This window comes from Sphingomonas sp. UNC305MFCol5.2, assembly GCF_000712135.1.
Taxonomy (GTDB): Bacteria; Pseudomonadota; Alphaproteobacteria; order Sphingomonadales; family Sphingomonadaceae; genus Sphingomonas.
This window is the reverse complement of sequence record NZ_JOOE01000001.1, coordinates 35160-57195: the sequence shown is the minus strand read 5'-3', so window position 1 is coordinate 57195 and position 22036 is coordinate 35160. Positions and strand designations below refer to the sequence as shown.

The following is a 22036-nucleotide window of genomic DNA, read 5'->3' as shown; positions in this document are numbered from 1 at the left end:
CGGGCGCCTGCGTGGCAATGGCCGGAGCGGCCGGGGTTCAGAACCCCAGCCGCCCCGTCGCACCGGGCTTGGCCTCGACCTCGGCGCGGAGCCGGGCAAGGATGAAGCCCTGGTCTCCGCCGGTGAAGCGGAGCTGGCGCCGCACGACCGCGAAGTCGCCCGGGGTCAGGTTGGCGATCTCCGCCAGCGCGGCGGGCGCCGGGCTGCCGAAGAAGCGCTCCCATGCCGCTGCCGCGCGCGCCGGCCCCAGCGGGCCGAGCCGGAGCTTGAACACGAAGCGCCGGAGCGCCGCGGGATCGAGCCGCTCGACATGGTTGGTCGCCGCGACGAAGGGCAGAGGATGGCGATCGAGCCAGCTCAGCAGCTCGTTGACCTGGCCCACCTCCCAGTTGCGAGTCGCGGTGCCGCGATCGAAGAGGAGCGAATCCACTTCGTCGAACAGCAGCACCGCCCCGCGCCGCTCGGCCTCGCGGAACGCCTCGGCGATCTGCTGCTCGGTCTCGCCCACCCATTTCGAGAGCAGGTCCGACGCACGCTTGACGAGCAGCGGCCGATCGAGCGCACGCGCGAGATGATGTGCGAGCCCGGTCTTGCCCGTGCCCGGCGGGCCGGTGAGCAACAGCGAGATGTCCGCCGGCGCGCCCGGCGCCGCGATGCTGGCGAACAGGGCCGCGATATCGCGGTCTGCCTCGAACAGCGACAGATCGACTTCGCCGTCTGCCACCGGCACCGGCGTGCCCCGCCGCAGTGCGAGGACGAGCGACTCCGCGGCGCGCCCGATATCCTCCGGCCCGCCGGCGAGCTGCCCTGCCCGCGCCGCGACGCGGAGCACCGACGCCGCTTCGGGCGCGGCACCGACCAGCGCCCGCACCGCCTCGGGGAAGGCGACGCCTTCCTCGCGGCCGATGCGATCGAGCATGCCGAGCCCCGCCGCATGCGACGGTGCCCCGAGGTGCAGGACATAGCTCATCCGCCGGACGATCGCGGGATCGAGGTTGCCGATCGCGTTGGTCGTCCACAGCACGGGGACCGGATTGGTCTCGACCAGCCGGTTGACCCAGAGCTTGGATCCCTGACGGCCGCGCATCCAGTCGCCCTTGCCGGGCTGCACGTCGCCGATCAGATCCTCCATCTCGTCGAACAGCAATGCCGCGCCGCCGCGCTCCGCGAGCATGCGGTGCGCGAGGCTGAGGGCGTTGACGCGGTCCCAGCGGGAAGGCTCGTCGCCATCCTCATCCGCCTCGCCAACGCTGTAGAGCGGCACGTCCGCCGCCGCCGCGAGCGTGCGCGCGAGCTCGGTCTTGCCGGTTCCCGGGGGGCCGTGGATCAGCACGTTGACACCGGCCGCGCGCTCGCGGACCGCGCCGGCGAGCAGCCGGACGAGGAAGCCGATATCGGCCTCGCGCCCGATGAAATCGCCGGGGACGAGCCGCGCCTGCTGGCGCGGGCCGACGGCGATCTCGAGCAGCCCCTCGGCATCGCTCGTCGGGCGCTCGATCAGCCGATCGACGGTCCAGCCGATGTCGAGCTCAACCCCGCCGCCGCGCCGCGTGTGAAGGCGCACGAGACCGAGCCGCAGCGGCTGCGATCGGCGCAGCGCGTGGGGCTCGATCCCCGCCAGCTCGGCGAGCATCTGCGAGAGGTCGTACTCCTGCTCGGCGAGGACGAGGCCGAGCGCGCGGGCACGCGGGCAGCGTTCGATCGCTACGGCAATGACGAGCACGCAGCTGTCCGCCGCGTCGAAGCGCAGCGCTTCCGCCAAACGCGCCGCGACCTCGAGCGGGCGCGCGGGATCGCCCGGCGCCGCGTCTGCCGCCGGCGGAGCGCGCAGATCGCGCCAGCCGAGCTTCGCCTTCTCGACGCGCTCGCCGAGCAGCCAGCGCGCATGCGGACGCGCCCAGCCGAGCACCGCCTTGCCCAGCGGCGACGTGCCGGGAACGTCCCGGCCGATCCGGCGCAACATGCCCCGGACGATTTCCTGTTCGTGCATCATAACCCAATCCCGGCCCGGCGAGACGGCGCGCGGACGCGCAGCTTCGCTCAGGGCGTTTCGTTCGTTTGTGGGATTTTCCGCGGGAGAGCAGCTGCCCTCTCCGCGACGCCTGGGTCAGGCGTTTACGGGAGAGTGCGGAGGCTTCCCGGGGCGATCCCCGATAGTGCGTGGAAGTCCAGCAATTCTCTTCTCCAATTCCCCGGGCGGACCCGCGGGATGCGGGGCCCTAGCCTAATCGTTCCGGGTGCGCAAGATCAGCGCTTGCGGCTCTTCATCAGCGGCTGGATGCGCGTGCCGAAATTCTCGACGCCTTCGAGAAAGTCGTCGAAAGTGAGCAGCACGCCGCCGGTATTGGGCACTTCGGCCATCTCGTCGAGCATCCGCGCGACGCTTTCGTAGCTGCCGACCAGGGTGCCCATGTTGATGTTGACTGCGCCTTCGGGGGCGGCGAGCTGGCGGACATTGGTGGTGGCATTGTGCTTGTCGGCCGCGCCCTGGTCCTTGAGCCAGGCGATCGCGTCGATATCGACACCGTCATTGTACGACCTCCATTTGGCCATCGCCTCCTCGTCGGTCTCGGCGGCGATGATCATGACGAGGACGAAGACCGAGACGTCGCGTCCGGTCTTTTCGGTCGCGGCCGCGAGGCGCTCGTTGTTGAAGGCGAAGGCAGTGGGCGTGTTGACGCCCTTTCCGAGGCAGAAGGCATAGTCCGCCCATTTGGCCGAGAAAGCGAGGCCCTCGTCCGAGCTGCCGGCGCAGATGATCTTCATGTCGCCCGTCGGCGTGGGGCGGACGAGGCAGTCGTCCATCTGGTAATAGTCGCCTTTGAAATCGCTGCGGCCGGTCTCCCAGAGTTCGCGCAGGATCTGCGCATATTCGTCCAGCATCTTGTAACGATTGCGAAAATGCTCGTCACCGGGCCACAGGCCCATCTGGCTGTATTCGGGCCGCTGCCAGCCGGTGATCAGGTTGAGCCCGAAGCGGCCATGGCTGATGCTGTCGATCGTGTTGCACATCCGCGCGGCGAAGGCGGGCGGGATCACCAGCGTGGGGCAAGTGGCGTAGATCTTGATCTTTTCGGTGACGGCGGCGAGCCCGGCCATCAGCGTGAAGCTTTCGAGGCCGTACTCCCAGAACTCGGTCTTGCCCCCGAAGCCGCGCAGCTTGATCATCGAGAGGAGGAAATCGAGGCCGTGCTTCTCGGCGCGGATCGCGATCTCCTTGTTGAGATCGAAGCTCGGCATGTATTGCGGCGCGTTCTCGCTGATCAGCCAGCCATTGTTGTTGATGGGCACGAAGACACCGACTTGCATGGCTATTCCCCCAGAAATTCGAGCACGAGGCGGTTAAAGGTGTCGGGATCGGTCACGTTGCAGGCGTGGCCGCCCCAGTCCATCGTCGCCAGCCGCGCGCCCGCGATGCCCTCCGCCAGCCGCTTCGAGCAGTTGCTGGGCACGAGCATGTCATCGTCGGCGGCGAGCGCAAGAGTGGGTGCGACTATTTCGCCGAGGCGCGCGTCCACATCGAAGGCGGCAAGCGCTGCGATGCGCTTCTCATAGGTTTCGGCGCCTGCGAAATAAGCGAGATGAGCCTCGTCCTCCGCGGTCAGCCGATCCGAATGCTCCGAGATCCAGTTGGCAGGGTAGAGGAAAATCGGCTGCGCGCGCAGATAGGCACGCGGGCCACTGTCGCGGAGCAACGCCAGCCGCGTCTCGAAGCAGCGCAGGAAATGCGGATCGGGTGCCGGCCAGCCGTTGACGAGGACGAGCCGGTCGATGCGTTTTGGTGCGGCGAGTGCTGCCGCCAGCCCGGCAACCGCGCCGGCGGCATGGCCGAGGATGCTCGCGCGCTCAAGACCGAGCCCGGCGATCAGCGCGAGGATATCGTCGCCCAGTTGCTCGACCGTCACCGTCCCGGGTAGTGCCCGATCGCTGCGCCCGGTGCCGCGATGATCGTAGAGGATGACGCGGTGCTGCTCGGCAAGCGCGGGCAGGTTCGGCAGCCAGTAATTGCCCGAGCCGCCCAGCCCCGCCGAAAGGATCAGCGGAGGCCCGCTGCCATGTTCCTCCCAGTAGAGCCCGTCGATCAACCGATGTGCGCCACGCTGGCGATCTCGACGAGGCAGTCGGGCTTCACCAGATCGCATTTGATGCAGTAGCGCGCGGGCTTGGCGCCCGGGAAATACTCGGCATAGACCGCGTTGAACGCGGCATAGTCGGCGAGATCCTTGAGGAAGATGTGGTTCATCGCCACGTCCTCGAGGGTGGCGCCGGCGGCCTCCAGTGTGATCTTGATGACGTCGAGCACGTGGCGGGTCTGCGCCGCGGCGTCGCCGACATGGAGCACCACGCCCCCCTCCCCCAGCGCAAGCACCCCCGAGACATAGACGGTGTTGCCCGCCTTTGCTCCGGCCGAATAGGGCGCGATGGGCGTGGGGAATTGCGGCGGGTTTACGGGCATGAAGGGCATGGTCACTCCTTGGGAATCTGGCCGAAGCTGCCGCAGAAATCGGCGGTAGTGCTCACCCAGCCGAAGAACTTCTCGACATTGTAGATCGTCGCCTCCTGCATCATCGGCGGGCCCAGATGGTGCGTCGCGTCTTCCAGCATCACGCCGAAATATTCGAGATGGAAGCCGTCACGCAGGGTGCTTTCGACGCAGACGTTGGTGGCGATGCCGACGAAGACGATCGTCCTTATGCCGCGCGAACGCAGCACACTGTCGAGCTGCGAATTGAAGAAGGCCGAGTAGCGCGTCTTGCCGATGACGATGTCGCCATCCTGTGGCTTGAGCCCCTCGACCAGATCATAGTCCCAGCCGCCACGCGCGAGCAGTTTGCCAGCCAGTTCGGGGCGCTTGCGCATCGTCTTGAGCGCGTTGGACTTGTGCCAGTTGGGCGAGCCGGGCCCGCCGGCCTCGACATAGTCCGGGTCCCAGCCATTCTGCAGATAGACCACCTGTACGCCCGCGCCGCGCGCGACTTCGAGCACCTTGGCGATCTGGCCGATCGTGCCCGCCGCGCCCGAAATGTCGAAGCCGGCCTGGTCGACATAGCCGCCGGGCGAGGCATAGGCGTTCTGCATGTCGATCACGACGACCGCGGTCTCGGACGGCACCACGCGGATCGGTTCGGGCCGCGCAGGCAACGTCACCGCGGCTTCGCTCGCCGCCGCCGTCCCCACCGTCACGCCGCTCGCCTGATCCATTGCACGCCTCGTTTTGCGGCTGCGAAGGTGAACCAAGCACAGGCCGCCCGCAAGGCCCCCGGTGTGACATTGCCATAATGCACTCCCCCGCTTAAGCATCGGCATCCCTTCAAGGAATCCCGATGCGCGTCTTCCTGCTTGCGCTCTGCGCCTTCGTTGTCCCCGCTTCCGCCCTCGCCCAGTCCGCCCCGCCGCTACCGACCGGCAAGCTCCCCGATACGGTCAAGCCGATCGCCTATCGGCTCGACATGACGATCCTGCCCGAGCGGGAGCGCTTCTCCGGTCACACCGAGATCGACGTGGAACTGAAGCAGCCCGCGGCCGCGATCTTCATGCACGGACGCGACCTCAAGGTGGCGAAGGCGGTGGTCAGGATCGGCAAGCGCGAGACGCCGGTGACCTTCACCCAGAAATCGCCCACGGGCCTCGCCGAAGTGGATTTCGGCCGCACGATCCCGGCAGGCAAGCTGACGCTCAAATTCGATTACGATGCGGCCTTCGCGGATGGCCCTTCGGGGCTGTACCGGATCAAGGTAGGTGACGACTGGTATAGCTGGTCGCAGTTCGAGTCGATCGATGCGCGCGCTGCATTCCCATCATTCGACCAGCCCGGATACAAGACGCCCTTCACCGTCTCGGTCACCACCAGACCCGGCCTTGTCGCCGTGAGCAACGCGCCCGAGCAGGGCAAGCCGCTGACCGCGGGCAAATTGGTAAAGCATCGCTTCGCGGCGACCGAACCGCTGCCGACCTATCTGGTCGCCTTGGTCACCGGCCCGTTCGTCACGCTCCAGGGCACCGTGCCTGCGACCCCGCAGCGCAAGCAGCCGCTGCCGCTGCGCATCGTCGCGACCAAGCCCTATGCCGGGCAGATGCAATATGCGCTCGACGGATCGAAGAAGATCGTTGCGTTGCTCGAGCATTATTTCGACCAGCCCTTCCCCTATCCCAAGCTCGACCAGATCGGCTCGCCGGTAATGCCCGGCGCGATGGAGAATGCCGGCGCCGACATCTATGGCGACGGCATCCTGTTCCTGGACGAGAGCGCGCCGACCGAGGACAAGCAGACCTTCGGCATGGTCGTCGCGCACGAGCTTTCGCACCAATGGTTCGGCGACGTCGTCACGCCTGCCTGGTGGGATGACATCTGGCTCAACGAGAGCTTCGCCAACTGGATGGGCTATCGCATCGGCAACGAATGGCGGCCCGATCTCAACATCGGCGTCTCGGCGATCGACGAGGCGTTCGACGCGATGCAGATCGACGCGCTCGGTGCCGGCCGGCCGATCCACGAGAAGATCACCAGCGACGCCAATATCGACGCGGCGTTCGACCAGATCACCTATGGCAAAGGCGGCCAGGTGGTGGCGATGATCGCCGCCTATCTGGGCGAGGAGAAGTTCCGCGACGGCGTGCGGCTGCACATGCAGCGCTACCATCACGGCAACGCCACGACCGATCAGTTCTTCGATTCGCTCGCCAGCGCCGCGCACGATCCGCGCGTGCTGGCATCGCTCAGGAGCTTCGTCGACCAGCAAGGCGTGCCGGTGGTGACGCTGAAGCGCGACGGCAACGGGCTGACCGCGAGCCAGTCGCGCTATGCCTATTTCGGCAGCAATTTGCCTGCCACCCAGTGGATCGTTCCCGTCTGCGTCCGCCGTGCGGCGGTGCGCAGCTGCACGCTGCTCGACAAGGCCGAAGGCGCGATCGAGGCGAAGGGCGACGGCGTGATCGTCCCCAATGCCGGTGGCTGGGGCTATTATCGCTTCGATATGGATCCGGCGGGGTGGAATGTGCTGATCGCCGCCGCGCCGACGCTTCCCGAAGGCGAAGCGCTCGCGGTCACCGACAGCCTGTGGGCGTCCTTCTATGCGGGCAAGGCGACGTTCCCGCAGTTGATGGCACTCACCCGCTCCATGGCGGCGCACCCGGCCTCCAACGCCGCGCTCGACAACGGCTCGCGGCTGCGCGGGATGCTGCGGCGCGGGCTGATCAGCGACGCCGCGCTGCCGGTCTATCGGAAGCTTATCGCCGACATCTATGGGCCCAAGCTTGCCGAACTCGGCTTCGATCCGGCGGTTGGCGCCTATGGATCGGACACTCCGGACAAGAAGAAGTTGCGTAGCGACATGGTCCAGCTCGTCGCGGGCGCGGGCGGTGATGCGGCGGTGCGGGCCAAGCTGATTGCGGCCGCCGACGCCTATCTGGCCGGCGACGCCAAGGCGCTCGACCCGCAATTCGCCCAGCTCGCTTTGTCGCTCGACGTGGAGGAAAAGGGGGTTCCGCTGGCGAAGACCCTCGCCGAAAAGGGTCTCGCGGGGCAGGATCCGACGCTGCGGCAGGTCGCGTTCCAGGCGATCGGCAGCTCGGGGAACCCCGATGTCGCGCGCTGGTTCCTGAACGACTTCAAGGATTCGCGCCTGCCGCAGGTCGGCCGGCTCTATGCCACCGCGAGCTTCCTCGGCTCGTCGAAGACCCGCGACATCGCCTCGGACTATATGCTGACCAATTTCGACACCTTCTCCAAGGCGGCGGGCGGCGGCGGCATCTTCTCGGCGCGCGCGGCGCAGATGTTCAACGTGCTGTGCACCAACGAGGCAGCCGCGGCAGTGGACGCCAAGCTGCGCCCGCAGCTCGCGAACGACAGCACGCTCGATCTCGACCGCGCGCTGGAAGCGATCCGCAACTGTGCGCGGTTCAAGGATGCGAAGGCGAGTGAGGTGAGCGCGGCGGTGCTGGCGGGCAAGTAACCAACAAGACTCCCCTCCCTGCAAGGGAGGGGAACGCTAGGCCGCCGCGAGCTTGAAATCCTTGTACTGCGCGCGGATCGCAGTCTTGAGCAGCTTGCCGGTGGCGGTGTGCGGCAGGCTTTCGACGAAGTGTATCTCGTCGGGCAGCCACCATCTGGCGACCTGCTTCTCCAGATGCGCCTGGATCGCCTCGGCCGTCACTGCGCTGTCGGGTTTGCGGACCACCAGCAGGATCGGGCGCTCGTCCCATTTGGGATGGAACACCCCGATGGCCGCGGCCTCGGCGACGCCCGCGCAGCCGACCGCGGCGTTTTCGAGCTCGACCGAGCTGATCCACTCGCCGCCCGACTTGATCACGTCCTTGGCGCGATCGGTGATCTGCATCGTTCCGTCAGGGTGGAGGACTGCGACGTCGCCGGTGTCGAACCAGTTGTCGGGATCGACCGCGAGCTGTTCCTCGCCGAAATATTGCTTGATGATCCACGGCCCGCGGACCTGGAGGCGGCCCGAGCTCTTGCCGTCGCGCGGTTGCTCGGCGCCTTCTTCGTCGACCACGCGCAGCTCGACTCCGAAGGGCACCTTGCCCTGTTTCGAGACCTGATCGACCTGCTGCTCGAAGGTCAGATCGTCGAAATCGGGCGACGGCGCGCCCATCGTACCGATCGGCGAGGTCTCGGTCATCCCCCAGGCGTGGTTGACGCGGATGCCCATCTTCATCAGCCGCTCGATCATCGCGCGCGGCGCCGCCGAGCCGCCGATGGTGACGATCTTCAGATGCTCGGGCGCGGCACCGGTCGCATCCATATACTGGAACATCGCGAACCAGACGGTGGGCACCCCCGCACTGTGCGTCACCTTTTCGCGGTTCATCAGCTCGCACAGTACCTTGGGCTCGTTGACCGCCGAGAAGACGAACTTCGCGCCCACCGCCGCGCCGGCAAAGGGCAGGCCCCAGCCGACCGCGTGGAACATCGGCACGATCGGCATCGCGATCGACTGGGTGGAAAGGTCGAACTCGGCGGGCTGGAGCTCGGTGATCGCGTGGATCACAGTCGACCGATGGGTGTAGAGAACGCCCTTGGGATTGCCGGTGGTGCCGCTGGTGTAGCAGAGCATGCACGGCTCGCGCTCGCCGCCCTCGACCCAGGCATAGTCGCCGGTCTCGGCGCCGATCAGCGTTTCGAACGCGCCGTCGTCGAAGCAGATATAATGGCGGATGGTGGTCCATTGCGGCTTGAGCTTGTCGACGATGGGCTGGAACGCCTGGTCGTAGAGCAGAACCTGGTCCTCGGCATGGTTGGCGATGAAGGCGAGCTGATCCTCGAAGAGGCGCGGATTGATCGTGTGGATAACCCCGCCCATGCCGATCGTGCCGTACCAGGCGACGAGATGGCGGCTGTGGTTCATCGCCAGCGTCGCGACGCGCTCGCCGGGTTTCACGCCGAGCCGTTCGAGCGCCTGTGCGAGGCGGCGGGCGTCGCGCGCGATACCGGCCCAGTTGGTGCGGGTCTCGGTGCCGTCGGCCCAGCGTGTGACGATCTCGCGCGGCCCATGCTCGCGCGCGGCGTGATCGAGCAGGCGCATCACGCGCAGCTCGAAATCCTGCATCCCACCCAGCATCGCTCTTCTCCAGCTCTTATTTTTGAGGAGAGGGTATGCCCGGAGAGGCGCCGGTGTCGAGAGGCAGTGGCGGGCGGCAATGATTCGTTATCGACGAACGCTCCTTCGTCACCCCGGCCTTGTGCCGGGGTGACGACCGAGCTGATTACGCCGCCACTGCCAGCATTGCCGCGGTACTGGCGAATTCGGCCGAGCGGATTCCGGGTAAGCCGGAGATGCGCGCGAGCAGTTCCTCGTCGATGCGGAAGTTGCGGCCGAGGACGAGCTCTGCCTGCCCCTCGGCGCTCAGCGGCGCCCAGAGCCGGACCGTGCACCGCCCGCCGCGCGCCTCGCCGATCATCTCGGCCAATCGGGGCAACGCATTGGCATCGTCGATGACCAGATCTACGAGCAGCCGCGCGACATTGGCGATGCTCTCGAACGGCTGGACGCGCTTGACCGACACACGCGGCGTATCCTCGCCCGGGCGCTTGTCGAGCTCGACGGTAAGCACCGCGCAGCCCCCGGCGCGCGCGGCTTCTTCCATGTCCGCGGCGGCGAGATCGTCGAAGCAGGTGGTGAGCACCTGCCCGCTCTGGTCCGAGATCGTCGCCATCAGATAGCGGTTGCCGCGCGCCGAGGTGCGCCAGCGGGCATCCTCGATCAACGCCGCGATGGTGGCACCGACGCGGGCGCCGTCCGGGATCGGAACCTCGTTCAGCGAGGCGATTTCGCGCGCGCCCTGGCTGCGGACGAGGTGCGCATAGCGATCGAGCGGGTGCGCCGAGAAATAATAGCCGAATGCGTCCTTCTCGGCGGCGATCTTGTCGGCGAGCGACCAATGCGCGCTGCGCGGCAAGTTGATCGCGCCGCCGCTGGGCTCGGATTCGCCGAACAGGCCGCCCTGCCCGCTCGTCCGGCTGTCATGCGTGCGCTGGGCGACCGCGAGGATCGTCTCGGCCGCGGTATGGACGCCGGCGCGATTGGGCTCGATCCCGTCGAACGCGCCCGCCGCGGCGAGCGTCTCGACCTGGCGCTTGTTGAGCAGGCGCGGATCGACGCGCTTGGCGAAATCGTCGAGCGACTGGAAGCGGCCCTTGGCGTCGCGCTCCTCGACCAGCAGCTCCATCGCGCGCTCGCCGACGCCCTTGAGCGCACCGAGCGCATAGCGGACCGCGAGACCTTCGTTGTGCTTCTCGACATGGAAATCGGCCAAGCTGGCGTTGATGTCGGGCGGCAGGCACTCGATGTTCAGCCGGCGCATGTCGTCAGCGAAGATCGCGAGCTTGTCGGTCTGGTGGATGTCGTACGCCATCGACGCGGCGAAGAATTCGTGCGGATGGTGGGTCTTGAGCCACGCGGTCTGATAGGCGAGCAGCGCATAGGCCGCGGCGTGCGACTTGTTGAAGCCGTAGCCGGCGAATTTGTCGATCAAGTCGAACAGCTCGTTGGCCTTGGCGGCCTTGATGCCGTTCACTTTCTCGCAGCCTTCGACGAAGATCGCGCGCTGCGCGTCCATCTCGGCCTTGATCTTCTTGCCCATCGCGCGGCGGAGCATGTCGGCGCCGCCCAGCGTGTAGCCGGCGAGAACCTGCGCGGCCTGCATCACCTGCTCCTGATAGACGAAGATCCCGTAGGTCTCATTCAGGATCGGCTCGAGCAGCGCGTGCGGATAGACGATCTCCTCGCGGCCGCCCTTGCGGTGACCGAAGCTCGGGATGTTGTCCATCGGGCCCGGGCGATAGAGCGAGACGAGCGCGATGATGTCGCCGAAATTGGTGGGACGTACGGCCGTAAGAGTACGGCGCATGCCTTCGGATTCGAGCTGGAACACGCCGACGGTGTCGCCGCGCTGGAGCAGGTCATAGACTTCGGGATCGTCCCAGCCGAGCGTATCGAGATCGACTTCGATGCCGCGATCGCCGAGCAATTCGACAGCCTTCTTGAGTACCGACAGCGTCTTGAGGCCGAGAAAGTCGAACTTCACCAGCCCCGCCGCCTCGACATATTTCATGTCGAACTGCGTGACGGGCATGTCCGAGCGCGGATCGCGATAGAGCGGGACCAGTTCGGCGAGCGGACGATCGCCGATCACCACGCCGGCGGCGTGGGTGGACGAGTGGCGCGGCAGGCCTTCGAGCCGCATCGACAGATCGATCAGATGGCGGACGTCGCTGTGGTTCTTATACTCGGCGTTGAACTCGCTGACGCCGTTCAGCGTGCGCTCGAGCGTCCACGGATCGGTCGGGTGATTGGGGATCTGCTTGGCGAGGCGATCGACCTGGCCGTAGCTCATCTGGAGCACGCGGCCGACGTCCTTGAGCACCGCGCGCGCCTTCATGGTCCCGAAGGTGATGATCTGCGCCACCGTGTCGCGGCCGTATTTCTCCTGGACGTAGCGAATCACTTCGCCACGGCGGGTTTCGCAGAAATCGATGTCGAAATCGGGCATCGACACGCGCTCGGGATTGAGGAAGCGTTCGAACAGCAACCCGAGCTTCAAGGGATCGAGATCGGTGATCGTCAGCACCCAGGCGACCACCGAGCCCGCGCCCGAGCCGCGGCCCGGACCGACGGGGATGTCGTGCGCTTTGGCCCATTGGATGAAGTCGGCGACGATCAGGAAATAGCCGGGGAATCCCATCTGGATGATGACGTCGAGCTCGAACTCGAGACGATCGACATAGGCCTGACGCTGATCGGGCGCAGTGATTCCGGCCTTTTCCAGCCGCTTTTCCAGCCCCGCGTGCGACAGCGTGCGCAGCATCGTCGCCTCGCCTTCGCGGTCGCCGGCGAGGCTGGGAAGGATCGGCTTGCGCTTGGGTGCGGCATAGGCGCAGCGCTGGGCCACTACGAGCGTATTGGCGATCGCCTCGGGCAGGTCGGCGAACAGCGACTTCATTTCGTTCGCCGGCTTCATCCACGCGTCGGGGGAGGAACGCGGGCGATCGTCGCTGGCGATGTACGAGGAATTGGCGATGCACAGCATCGCGTCATGCGCCTCGTGGAAGCTGTCCTCGGCGAAACAGCAGGGGTTGGTCGCGACCAAAGGCAGGTCGCGGGCATAGGCATAATCGAGCAGCTTCGCTTCGGCCTTGCCCTCGACTTCGTTCAGCCGCCGCACGATCTCGACATAGAGCCGGTCGGGGAACAGCGCCTCGATCTGGCGGGCATAGGCCTCGGCGGCGCTGTCCTGCCCCTCAGCGTAGAGCCGCGCGAGCGCGCCTTCGGCGCCGGCGGTGAGGCAGAGCAGCCCATCGGTACGCCCCTCGAGCATGTCGAGCGTGACGTGCGCCTCCTCCTCGATCGGCCGATCGAGATGCGCCGCCGAGACGAGATGGCAAAGATTGAGATACCCCGTCTCGTCCTGCGCGTAGAGCGCCAGCCAGTCGATCGCGACCGGCGCGCCTTCGGCCAGCTCGGGGCGCTTGACCGCGAGCAGCGTGCCGACGATCGGCTGCACGCCCGACTTCTTGCACGCGTCCGAGAAGGACATGGCGGCATAGAGCCCGTTGCGGTCGCTCACCGCCACCGCGGGGAAGCCCAGCTCGCGCGCGCGCTTCGCGATCGCCTTGGGTTCGATCGCGCCTTCGAGCATCGTGTAGGAGGAGAAGACCCTGAGCGGTACGAATCCCGAGTGCGCCATCGCGATACCCTAGGCGCGCGCCGGCGGCTTTGCCAACGCAGGCGCTCCGCTATCCACAGCTTTCCAAATAGTGACCGGTAACATCCGTACAAATCCCTTGGTGGGAGACGCTTACCGGAACCGACCTGAATGGCGACTCACCCTCAACCTGGCCGAAAGGATGGTTAACGACGATCAACCTTTCGATCGCGATGCTCCCGTTCCGGGTGCGCGTCGCGGTCCGATGCAGGAGCCACGCTCGCGATGACTATCCTTTGCTCCGTGATGGACCATGTGCCTGCGACCAGACGCCATCACAATCAGGGGCTGGAATTCAGCATGTGCCATCGCTGCGGCTGCGATCTGATCCGCAGCGAGGAAGCGGGGGAATGGACGCTGGTGCCTCAGGGCTTCCGTGTCGTGTGGCGCGAATTCGGTCGCTCGGACGACGCTGCGGTCGCGCAGCGCATGCACCGCGTTTCGCCGCCGCGCCGTCGCGCACCGCGCAACGCCCGCCCTGCCCCGCGCCGCGATCCGCGCGGCCGTCCACTGGCGGGCGCCACCTCGATGGTCGCGATGCTCACCAAGCTCGGCAAGCTCGTCGCGGGCGACGAAAGCGAGAAGTCGATAATGGCGAAGAACGGGCAATATGTGATCTGCCTGCCCGGGCCGGCGCTGCGCTGATCGACTAGAGCAACTTCTCGATATCGCCGGCAATGTCCTTGGGCGACGTCGTCGGCGCATAGCGATCGACCACCTTGCCGTTGCGGTCGACGAGGAACTTGGTGAAGTTCCACTTGATCGCCTTCGAACCCAGCAGCCCCGGCGCCTCGCGCTTGAGATGCTCGAACAGGGGCGCGGCATCGCCGCCGTTGACGTCCACCTTGGCGTAGACCGGAAAGGTCACGTCATACGTGAGCGAGCAGAAGTTCGCGATTTCCGCGGCGTCTCCCGGCTCCTGCCCGCCAAACTGGTTGCAGGGAAATCCCAGCACTGAAAAGCCGCGGTCCTGGTACTGGCGCTGCAGCGCCTCGAGATCGGCATATTGCGGGGTGAACCCGCATTTGGATGCGGTGTTGACGATCAGCAGCACCTCGCCGGCATGATCCGCCAGCGTCGTCTCACTGCCATCGGGTTTGCGCACTGGGATTTGCGTTATCTCGGTCATTTCGCGTCTCCTCCGATCGCGTCGAGCCGACGCGCGACTGTGCCCCGCTTCGGCGACCAGGGAATGAAGTCCGCTACGCCGAAGACATCGCTCTCGGGCACCATTCCGATACCGTAGTTCTCGCGCGAATAGCGGCTGTCGGCGCTGTTGTCGCGATTGTCTCCCAGCAGGAACAGGTGGCCTGCTGGCACGACTCTTTCCTCGACATTGTCGCCCGGAGTGGTGCCAGAGTCGAGGATCAGATGCGGCTTAGCCTCGCCGGGGAATTGCTCGATCAGGCGCTGTTCCTGCCCGTCGGATTCGGTCGGCTGCGGTTGTCCAACAGGTCGTTGGGCGATCGGCTTGCCATTGAGGAACACGATGCCGTCCCGCACCGCGATCCGATCGCCGGCGACCGCCGCGATCCGGTCGACGCGCACCTGATCGGACAGGCGGAACAGGATCACCGTTCCGCGCGCGAGATCGCCGGGGCGCACCGCTCGGGGCATGAGCCGATCGTTCACCTCCAGCGTCGGCCGCATGCTTTGCGAAGGAGTGTAGTAGGTCTTCAACTGCCTGCCCGGCTCCAGCACGAAGCGGGCGAGCGGCCAACTCGCCACGATTGCCGCGATCAGCACCAGCACACCGAGCGAGATGCTGGCGATCGACCATTTGGCTCCCGTGCTCAAGCGCGCGCCTCGTGCCGCACCATCAGCAGCTCGAGATTGCGGCGTACCCCCGGCCATTCGTGCGCGAGGATGCTGTAGACCACGCTGTCGCGCAAATGGCCATTCAGGATCAGATGCCCGCGCAGCACTCCGTCGAGCCGGGCCCCAAGCCGCTCGATCGCGCGGCGCGAGGCGTGGTTGAGGAAATCGGTGCGGATCTGCACGCAGTTCACGCCGAGCACATCGAAGGCATGGCCGAGCAGCATGTATTTGGCCTCGGTATTGAGGCCGGTGCGCTGGACGCGTGGCGCATAGAGCGTGCCGCCGATCTCGACGCGGCGATGCGTCTCGCTCATCCGCAGGAAACGCGTGACGCCCGCGATGCGCCCATCGGCGTCGAGCACGGTGAACGGCATGTTGCGCCCCGCCGCCGTGTCGAACATCACGCGATCATACCAGGCGTCGAACGTATCGGCGGTCGGCACGGTGGTGTGGAACAGGGCGTGGAGGCCCTCAAAGGCAAGGAGCAGCCCGTCGCGATCCTCACGGACCATCGGGCGCAGCGTCACATGGCGGCCCTTCAGCGTCGGCGTCTCCCGCCAGGCACTCACTCCAGCCGGCCCTCGTGCAGGCGGACCACACGATCCATACGCTCGGCGAGCCGCTCGTTGTGCGTCGCGACCAGAGCGGCCGAACCCTCGTCGCGCACCAGCTTGAGGAACTCGGCGAAGACACGGTCGGCGGTTGCCTCGTCGAGATTGCCGGTGGGCTCGTCGGCGAGCACCAGCGCCGGCCGGTTCGCCAGCGCGCGGGCGACCGCGACGCGCTGCTGCTCGCCGCCGGAAAGCTGGTTCGGGCGATGCGTGAGTCGCTCCGCAAGGCCGAGCGCCGCCAGCAGCTGACCGGCGCGCGCGTCCGCTTCGGCGCGCGTGGCGCCGTGGATCATCTGCGGCAACACGACATTCTCGATCGCACTGAAATCGGGCAGCAGATGGTGGAACTGGTAGACGAAGCCGAGGCTGTTGCGGCGGACTTCGGTGCGGCCGCCCGCGGGGAGCTTGGCCGCTTCCTTGCCGGCGACGCGGATCGAGCCTTCGAACCCGCCCTCGAGCAGGCCAACTGCCTGCAGCAACGTCGATTTGCCCGAACCCGAGGGGCCGAGCAGCGCGACGATCTCGCCGGGCATGACGTCGAGATCAACGCCGCGCAGCACCTCGATCACTGCTTCGCCCTGCTGGAAACTGCGCTTCAGTCCGCGCGTCTGGAGGGTCGGCTCATTCATAACGCAGCACCTGCACCGGATCGGTGCTCGCCGCTTTCCACGCGGGATAGAGCGTGGCGAGGAAGGTGAAGATCATCGCCATCACGCAGATGCCGATCGTCTCGAACGGATCGGTCTTGGCGGGCAATTCAGTGAGGAAGCGCATCGACGGATCCCAGACCTGCTGCCCGGTCACCAGCCCGATGAACTGGACGACCTGCGCGCGGAAGGTGATGAACAGGAAGCCGAGCAATCCGCCCGCCGCGACGCCCAGCGCGCCGATCGTGGTGCCCACGGTCACGAAGATGCGCATCAGCCCGCCACGCGTCGCGCCCATCGTCCGGAGCACCGCGATGTCGCGCGTCTTGGAGCGCACCAGCATGATCAGCGACGAGACGATGTTGAACGAAGCGACGACGAGGATGATCGAGAGCACCGTGAACGACACGATCCGATCGACCTGCAGCGCCTCGAACAGCTCACGGTTCATCTGGCGCCAGTCGACGATCTGGCCGCTGCTACCCACCTTGTCGACGAGGGGCGAGACGATCCGCTGGACATTGTCGGGATCATTGGTGTCCATCTCGACCATGGTGACCGCATCGCCGAGCAGCAGCAGGGTCTGCGCATCTTCGATCGGCATGACCACGAAGATCTTGTCGAAATCATAGACGCCGACCTCGAAGATCGCCGTCACGGTATAGCTGACCGAGCGATACATGGTGCCCATCGGCGTCGCGGCGCCCGCCGGATTGATGATCGTGATCTTGCTGCCCACGGTCGCGCCGAGCGACTCGGCGAGGCGCGAGCCGATCGCGATCTGCTCGCCGCCCGGCACGAGACGATCCAGCGAACCGATCACTTCCTTGCCCTTGAGCGCGGGATTGTTGCGGATATCCTCGACGCGCATGCCACGGATCTGGGCGAATTCGACGCGACCGTTATAGCTCGCGAATAGCGGCTGCTCGATCAGCGGCGTCGCGCTGATCACGCCGGGTGTCGCCTTGGCCTGCGCGACGATCTGGCGCCAATCGCGCAGTTGCCCTGCATAGCCCTGGACGACGGCATGGCCGTTCAGCCCGGTGATCTTGTCAAAGAGTTCGGCGCGGAAGCCGTTCATCACGCTCATCACCACGATCAGGGCGGCGACGCCCAGCATGACGGCGACAAGGCTGAATCCGGCGACGACGGCGATGAACGCCTCGCTGCGGCCAGGCAGGAGATAGCGGCGGGCGATCATCCGCTCGTAACGCGACAATAGCATGCGGTCGGGGGGCCTGACGTGAGTGCTCGGAGTCGCTCTAGGGCAAGGCGGTGGCGGCTGGCAATGCGCCTGTGAAAATCCCGGTATATCCGCTATGTTGCCGATTCAACACAGGGTGACACCAATCTGCGCCTACTCCTTGTAAACCCGGTGACAAAAGCGGCCGGCCGACGTAGCAAACCAACGTCGAAACGCAGGCAGCAAATGGCCGTGGTTCGGGGAGGGCTTCGCCCCGCTCGTAGGCAAGTACGAGCGCGCGGGCAGAGCCTGACAAAGGGGGCTGACGAGCAGTCGTCACGCAGGCGCCCGGATCGGAAACGGTCCGGGCGTTTGCCGTTTTGGAGCCTCCCGCTTCGTTTTCTTTGGAAAGAGGGAGGCGGTGCGGGCGCCGCCTCCCTCCCCCAGCGTCCCCCGGCCATGGCGAGACGCTAGCGCGTAAACGATCAGAAGGCCTTGCTGATCGTCAAACCATAAGTGCGCGGATCGCCCGGGTTGCCGGCCACCAGGCCAGTGTTGCCCGGGGTCGTCGCGAGCAGCTCGAAATATTCCTGGTCGAAGGCGTTGCGGACCCAGCCGAAGACATTGAAGTCGTCGGTGCGGAAGCCCAGGCGGAAGTTCGCCAGCGTATATCCCTCGATGTCGGTGTAGATCGACCGCGAGGCGTTGGACGAGAATTTGGAGCGGTAATTGGCGTCGCCGGCGACGTAGAACTCGCCGTCCAGCCCGAGCAGCTTGGCGGGCACGTTATATTCGGCGCCGTACGAGAACGCCCATTTGGAGATGCCGGGCAGCCATTGTCCGGAGATGTCGCACACCACCGGGCTCAACTGGCCCGGCACGCCGGGGGTGCCGCCAGGGCTGCCGACCGGCGCCGCGGTGCCCCCCGAGCGCTCGGGCGGGCACGGCGCGTTGGCGAATTCGACATATTTGTGGTCGGTAAAGGCGCCGTTGACATAGGCGTTGAACCGTTCGGTCGGGCGGATCGAGAAATCGGCCTCGACGCCGCGGACGCGAACCTCGCCGGCATTGGCGAGATAGCCGCGCAGCGTCGAAGTCGAGCTGTTGTTCACGATCGCCTGGTAATCCTTGATGATCGTCCAGTAGCCCGAGACGTTGAACGTCGCCTTGCGGTCCCAGAACTGCGATTTCACGCCGAGCTCGAAATGGTCGACCTTCTCGGGATCGATCTGGGCGAGATCGGTCTGCACCACCCCGTTGACCACCGGCACGCCGTTGAGGTTGAGGCCACCCGATTTGAAGGTGTGGGCATAGGTCGCGTAGAGCAGCACGTCGCGCGACGGCTTGTACGACGCGGTAAGATCGTAAGTGAGGTTCCAGGCGCGATAGGCCTCGTCCTGGAACGCCTGGGGCTGGATCGCCTCGCGCTGGGCAGCCTGGCGCGGGGTGCCGCCGCTATAGGGCACCAGATTGCCCTGCGCATCGCGAACGATGCTGACATAGCTGCCGACCTTGTCGTCATAGTTGATGCGCACGCCCGGCGAGAGCGTGAAGGCGTCGCTCACGTCCCAATTGACCTTGGCGAACAGCGCGCCGCTGAAGTTCTTGAGCAGGATGTCGTTGCTCGCGGTCAGCCCGTCGAGCACGGTCGGATCGTTGGAAAGCGGGTTGCTGGGGGCCAGCAGCCAGCGGCTTGCCGCCGATCCCTGTTGCTGCACACCGGTGGTGTGGATCTTCTGGTAGAAGCCGAACAGGCCGACGACATAGTCGAAGCCCTTGCCCTCGCCGGCATAGCGGAATTCCTGAGTGAACTGGTCCTGCCGCGTCGGATTCTGCGAGCGCGTGGTGATCGGCAGACCGGTGAAGTCGCGATCGTTCGCCGGGCCCCAATCCCAGAAGCGCCACGCAGTGACCGAAGTCAGCGTGCCCGAGCCGAGATTGAGCTCGCCGCGCAGCGAGGCGCCGCCGAGCACGTTGAGCGCGTTGAGATCGGCGTCGAGATCGGTCAGCCGGTCGAAAGGATTGGTGCTCGGCACTGCGTAATTGAGCGCCGCGGTCAGCGCCGGATATTGCCGGTTCGCCGCGCGCTGGGTGGGGCCGTAGCGCACATAGATCTGCGCGCAGCATTCGGGATCCTGGCGATTATAGTCGCCCGACAAGGTGAGGCTCAGATTGTCGCTGGCATGCCAGAGCAGCGCGCCGCGCAGGCCGATATTGTCCTGCTCGTTGACGTAATTGTCGCTGGCGACGTTGAAGATCGTGCCCTTGCGGCTGGTGGTCGAGATGCCGAGCCGCACCGCGACCTTGTCGGAGAGCGGCCCGGAGACCGATGCCTTGGCCTGCTTGAAGGCGAGGTTGCCCAGAGTCACTTCGGTGCGCCCCTCGAAATTGAAGCTGGGGGCCTTGCTGGTGATGCTGATCGCGCCGGCGACGGTGTTCTTGCCGTACAGCGTCCCCTGCGGGCCGCGCAGAGTCTCCACCTGCTGGACGTCGAGAAAGTCGAGCGTGGCGACTGCGACGCGGCTGAAATAGACTTGGTCGATATAGACGCCGACGCCCTGATCGATCCCGTCATTGGTGAGGCCGAGCGGCGCGCCGAGGCCGCGGATGTTGACCGACGAGTTGCGCGGGTTCGACGAATAGAATTGCAGCGCGGGCTGCAGCTGCTGGAGGCGCTGGACGTTGAAGCTGCCGGTGCTGTCCAGTTCCTTCACGCCGACCACCGAGATCGGGATCGGCACGTCCTGCACCTGCTCCTCGCGGCGGCGCGCGGTGACGACGATGTCCGAAGCCGCCGAGCTGCGCTGGACATCCTCGGGGGTGCGGTCCTGTTCGCCGGGGATGCTGGGTGCGTCCGTGCCCGGGGCAGTGACGGTCGGCACCTCCTGCGCAAGCGCGGCGCCGGCGGCGAAGGGCGAGACCCCGAGAAGCAGCAGTGAGAGCGAAGAACGGCGCATCAACATCCCCTTGGTTCCAATACCCCTAATGTCGATGGATTTAATGGGTATTAGCCAGCAAGCGAATCTTTGGGAACCCGAAGCTGGGTTTCTCCGCCGCGCGCGGTGCCCGGTTCAGCGCATCTTGAATAAACCACAAGCCGAACCACATTCGTTTTGCCACGGTGCCTGGTGGGCCTGGCAAGCAGCGCCGCGGATTTCCGGGCGCTGCACAAAGAGACGTTCAACTTGCTCACAGGAGAATTTGAAATGCGTCAGTTCGACTTTACTCCGTTCCGTCGCTCCACCGTCGGCTTCGACCGCCTGTTCGACTTGCTCGAAGCCAGCGCGCGTCAGACGGCCAGCGAGAACTACCCTCCGTTCAACCTCGAGCGCCTTGCCGAGGATCATTATCGGATCACACTCGCCGTCGCGGGCTTCAAGCCCGACGAGATCGACGTGACCGCCCAGCAGAACCTGCTGCTGGTCCAGGGCAAGAAGACGAACGAGAACGAGAACAACCAGGGCGCGTTCCTGCATCTCGGCATCGCCAATCGCAGCTTCGAACGCCGCTTCGAACTTGCCGACTTCGTCCGCGTCGAGAGCGCGAACCTCTCTGACGGACTGCTCGTCATCGAGCTGGTCCGCGAGATTCCCGAGGCGATGAAGCCGAAGAAGATCGCTGTGAACGCCGGCAGCCAGCCCGCGACCGCGATCGAGCATCGCGACGCGGCATAAGAACCACCACGGCTCGCGGCGCTTTTCTCCCTTTGGGCGCCGCAGCAGGGGCGCTCGGGCATTGCCCGGGCGCCTCTTGTGCTTCTCAAATCCTCCCTCGCAAAACAGGGGAGGATTTAGTTGGGCTGGATCCAGCGCGTGGGGCCGATCAGCCAGGGCTTGACCCGCCCGGTCGGCCGGGGCGCCCCGTCGAGCCGCACCGCGCGGAGGATCGCTATCGGCTTCGGCTGGATCATCTGGCCGCGCATCGGGCCCCTGCCCCCACCCGTCGGCTGGGCGAGAATCTTGCGGACGACGTCCATCCCTTCGACGACCCGACCGAACGCCGAATAGCCGTTGCGGCCGCTGCCGCGGGCGTCGAGCGACGGATTGTCCCCGACCATGATCGAGAAATTGCCGGTAGCTGAATCGATGTTCGCGCCGTGCGCCATCGACACCGTACCATCGACGTGGCGGATGCCGGTCACATTGGTCGGCTCGAGCGGCGGCGACGGCAGGACGCGCCGGGCATCGCTGGCGATTCCGCCCTGGACGAAGCCGAACTTCGGGTTCCCCTGCCGTCGCGACGCCCTGTAGAAGCCGGTGCCGTCAAGGCGGCCGTCATCGACATAAGCGAGGAAATTGGCGGTGGTCTTCGGCGCGTGTTTTGCATCGAGCGCGAGAATGACGTTGCCCGCGCTGGTCTCGATCCGCACCCGGACCATGCCCGAAATGGGCCGATCCTGCGCGGGAGCAGAACCGATAGCAGCCGGAAGCAACAGGGCCGCGAGCGCGGCAAGCAAGATACGCATCCGGTGCCGTTAGCCGATGCTGCAACGCGGCGGGAAGGGTTTTTGTCGCCCTCGCCGCGGGTCCCCCTGGCACGATTCGCCGTGGAGACTCGTGCCG

General features: G+C 66.1%; 17 protein-coding genes. 3 read left to right on the top strand and 14 right to left on the bottom strand.

Annotated elements, in window-relative coordinates:
- Positions 1 to 37: 37 nt before the first annotated feature.
- The 5 genes from BR78_RS0100260 to rutB form a co-directional block, all read right to left on the bottom strand.
- Positions 38 to 1993, bottom strand: a complete 1956-nt coding sequence (locus BR78_RS0100260) for an AAA family ATPase (protein ID WP_231478059.1) — start codon at positions 1991 to 1993, stop codon at positions 38 to 40.
- A gap of 254 nt (positions 1994 to 2247) precedes the next feature.
- Positions 2248 to 3309 (bottom strand): pyrimidine utilization protein A, encoded by a 1062-nt coding sequence (gene rutA, locus BR78_RS0100255; RefSeq protein WP_029934134.1) that lies wholly within the window; start codon positions 3307 to 3309, stop codon positions 2248 to 2250.
- 2 nt (positions 3310 to 3311) lie between these two features.
- Positions 3312 to 4085 (bottom strand): pyrimidine utilization protein D, encoded by a 774-nt coding sequence (gene rutD, locus BR78_RS0100250; RefSeq protein WP_029934131.1) that lies wholly within the window; start codon positions 4083 to 4085, stop codon positions 3312 to 3314.
- Positions 4082 to 4465: a pyrimidine utilization protein C gene (gene rutC / locus BR78_RS0100245; protein ID WP_029934129.1), complete on the bottom strand. Its 384-nt coding sequence runs from the start codon at positions 4463 to 4465 to the stop codon at positions 4082 to 4084. Before rutC ends, rutD begins: the two co-directional genes overlap by 4 nt.
- Before the next feature lie 2 nt (positions 4466 to 4467).
- Entirely contained in the window at positions 4468 to 5202 is a 735-nt protein-coding gene (rutB, locus tag BR78_RS0100240; protein ID WP_051683132.1) for a pyrimidine utilization protein B, read from the bottom strand.
- Positions 5203 to 5324: 122 nt separating this feature from the next.
- On the opposite strand from rutB, the gene BR78_RS0100235 reads away from it, so the two are divergent.
- Positions 5325 to 7952, top strand: a complete 2628-nt coding sequence (locus BR78_RS0100235) for a M1 family metallopeptidase (protein WP_029934125.1) — start codon at positions 5325 to 5327, stop codon at positions 7950 to 7952.
- 36 nt (positions 7953 to 7988) lie between these two features.
- Here the strand turns inward: BR78_RS0100235 and BR78_RS0100230 are convergent, their stop codons facing one another.
- Positions 7989 to 9572 carry a long-chain fatty acid--CoA ligase gene (locus BR78_RS0100230; RefSeq protein WP_029934123.1) on the bottom strand — a complete coding sequence of 528 codons (1584 nt, stop codon included), beginning with the start codon at positions 9570 to 9572 and terminating at the stop codon, positions 7989 to 7991.
- Positions 9573 to 9717: 145 nt separating this feature from the next.
- Entirely contained in the window at positions 9718 to 13197 is a 3480-nt protein-coding gene (dnaE, locus tag BR78_RS0100225; RefSeq protein WP_029934122.1) for a DNA polymerase III subunit alpha, read from the bottom strand.
- Positions 13198 to 13440: 243 nt separating this feature from the next.
- Between dnaE and BR78_RS0100220 the strand changes: the two genes are divergently transcribed.
- The gene (locus BR78_RS0100220) at positions 13441 to 13860 is read left to right on the top strand and encodes a hypothetical protein (RefSeq protein ID WP_156022163.1); all 420 of its coding nucleotides are present in this window, start codon (positions 13441 to 13443) and stop codon (positions 13858 to 13860) included.
- 4 nt (positions 13861 to 13864) lie between these two features.
- On the opposite strand, the gene BR78_RS0100215 is transcribed toward BR78_RS0100220, so the two are convergent.
- From BR78_RS0100215 to BR78_RS0100190, 6 genes are all read right to left on the bottom strand, one after another.
- The gene (locus BR78_RS0100215) at positions 13865 to 14344 is read right to left on the bottom strand and encodes a glutathione peroxidase (RefSeq protein ID WP_029934120.1); all 480 of its coding nucleotides are present in this window, start codon (positions 14342 to 14344) and stop codon (positions 13865 to 13867) included.
- Positions 14341 to 15012 (bottom strand): signal peptidase I, encoded by a 672-nt coding sequence (gene lepB, locus BR78_RS20720; RefSeq protein WP_051683131.1) that lies wholly within the window; start codon positions 15010 to 15012, stop codon positions 14341 to 14343. The genes BR78_RS0100215 and lepB overlap by 4 nt, the downstream gene beginning before the upstream one ends.
- Entirely contained in the window at positions 15009 to 15602 is a 594-nt protein-coding gene (locus tag BR78_RS0100205; protein ID WP_029934117.1) for a GNAT family N-acetyltransferase, read from the bottom strand. The genes lepB and BR78_RS0100205 overlap by 4 nt, the downstream gene beginning before the upstream one ends.
- On the bottom strand, positions 15599 to 16273 hold the full coding sequence (locus tag BR78_RS0100200; protein ID WP_029934115.1) for an ABC transporter ATP-binding protein: 675 nt from the start codon (positions 16271 to 16273) through the stop codon (positions 15599 to 15601). The genes BR78_RS0100205 and BR78_RS0100200 overlap by 4 nt, the downstream gene beginning before the upstream one ends.
- Positions 16266 to 17516 carry a lipoprotein-releasing ABC transporter permease subunit gene (locus BR78_RS0100195; protein WP_029934113.1) on the bottom strand — a complete coding sequence of 417 codons (1251 nt, stop codon included), beginning with the start codon at positions 17514 to 17516 and terminating at the stop codon, positions 16266 to 16268. Before BR78_RS0100195 ends, BR78_RS0100200 begins: the two co-directional genes overlap by 8 nt.
- A 443-nt stretch (positions 17517 to 17959) precedes the next feature.
- The gene (locus BR78_RS0100190; RefSeq protein ID WP_081855642.1) at positions 17960 to 20431 is read right to left on the bottom strand and encodes a TonB-dependent receptor; all 2472 of its coding nucleotides are present in this window, start codon (positions 20429 to 20431) and stop codon (positions 17960 to 17962) included.
- A 249-nt stretch (positions 20432 to 20680) separates the two neighbouring features.
- Between BR78_RS0100190 and BR78_RS0100185 the strand changes: the two genes are divergently transcribed.
- A complete protein-coding gene (locus BR78_RS0100185) occupies positions 20681 to 21148 on the top strand; it encodes an Hsp20 family protein (RefSeq protein WP_029934109.1) in 468 nt (155 codons plus the stop codon).
- A gap of 116 nt (positions 21149 to 21264) precedes the next feature.
- Here BR78_RS0100185 and BR78_RS0100180 read toward each other — a convergent pair whose 3' ends face one another.
- Positions 21265 to 21939: a peptidylprolyl isomerase gene (locus BR78_RS0100180; RefSeq protein WP_029934107.1), complete on the bottom strand. Its 675-nt coding sequence runs from the start codon at positions 21937 to 21939 to the stop codon at positions 21265 to 21267.
- Between the last annotated feature and the right edge of the window lie 97 nt (positions 21940 to 22036).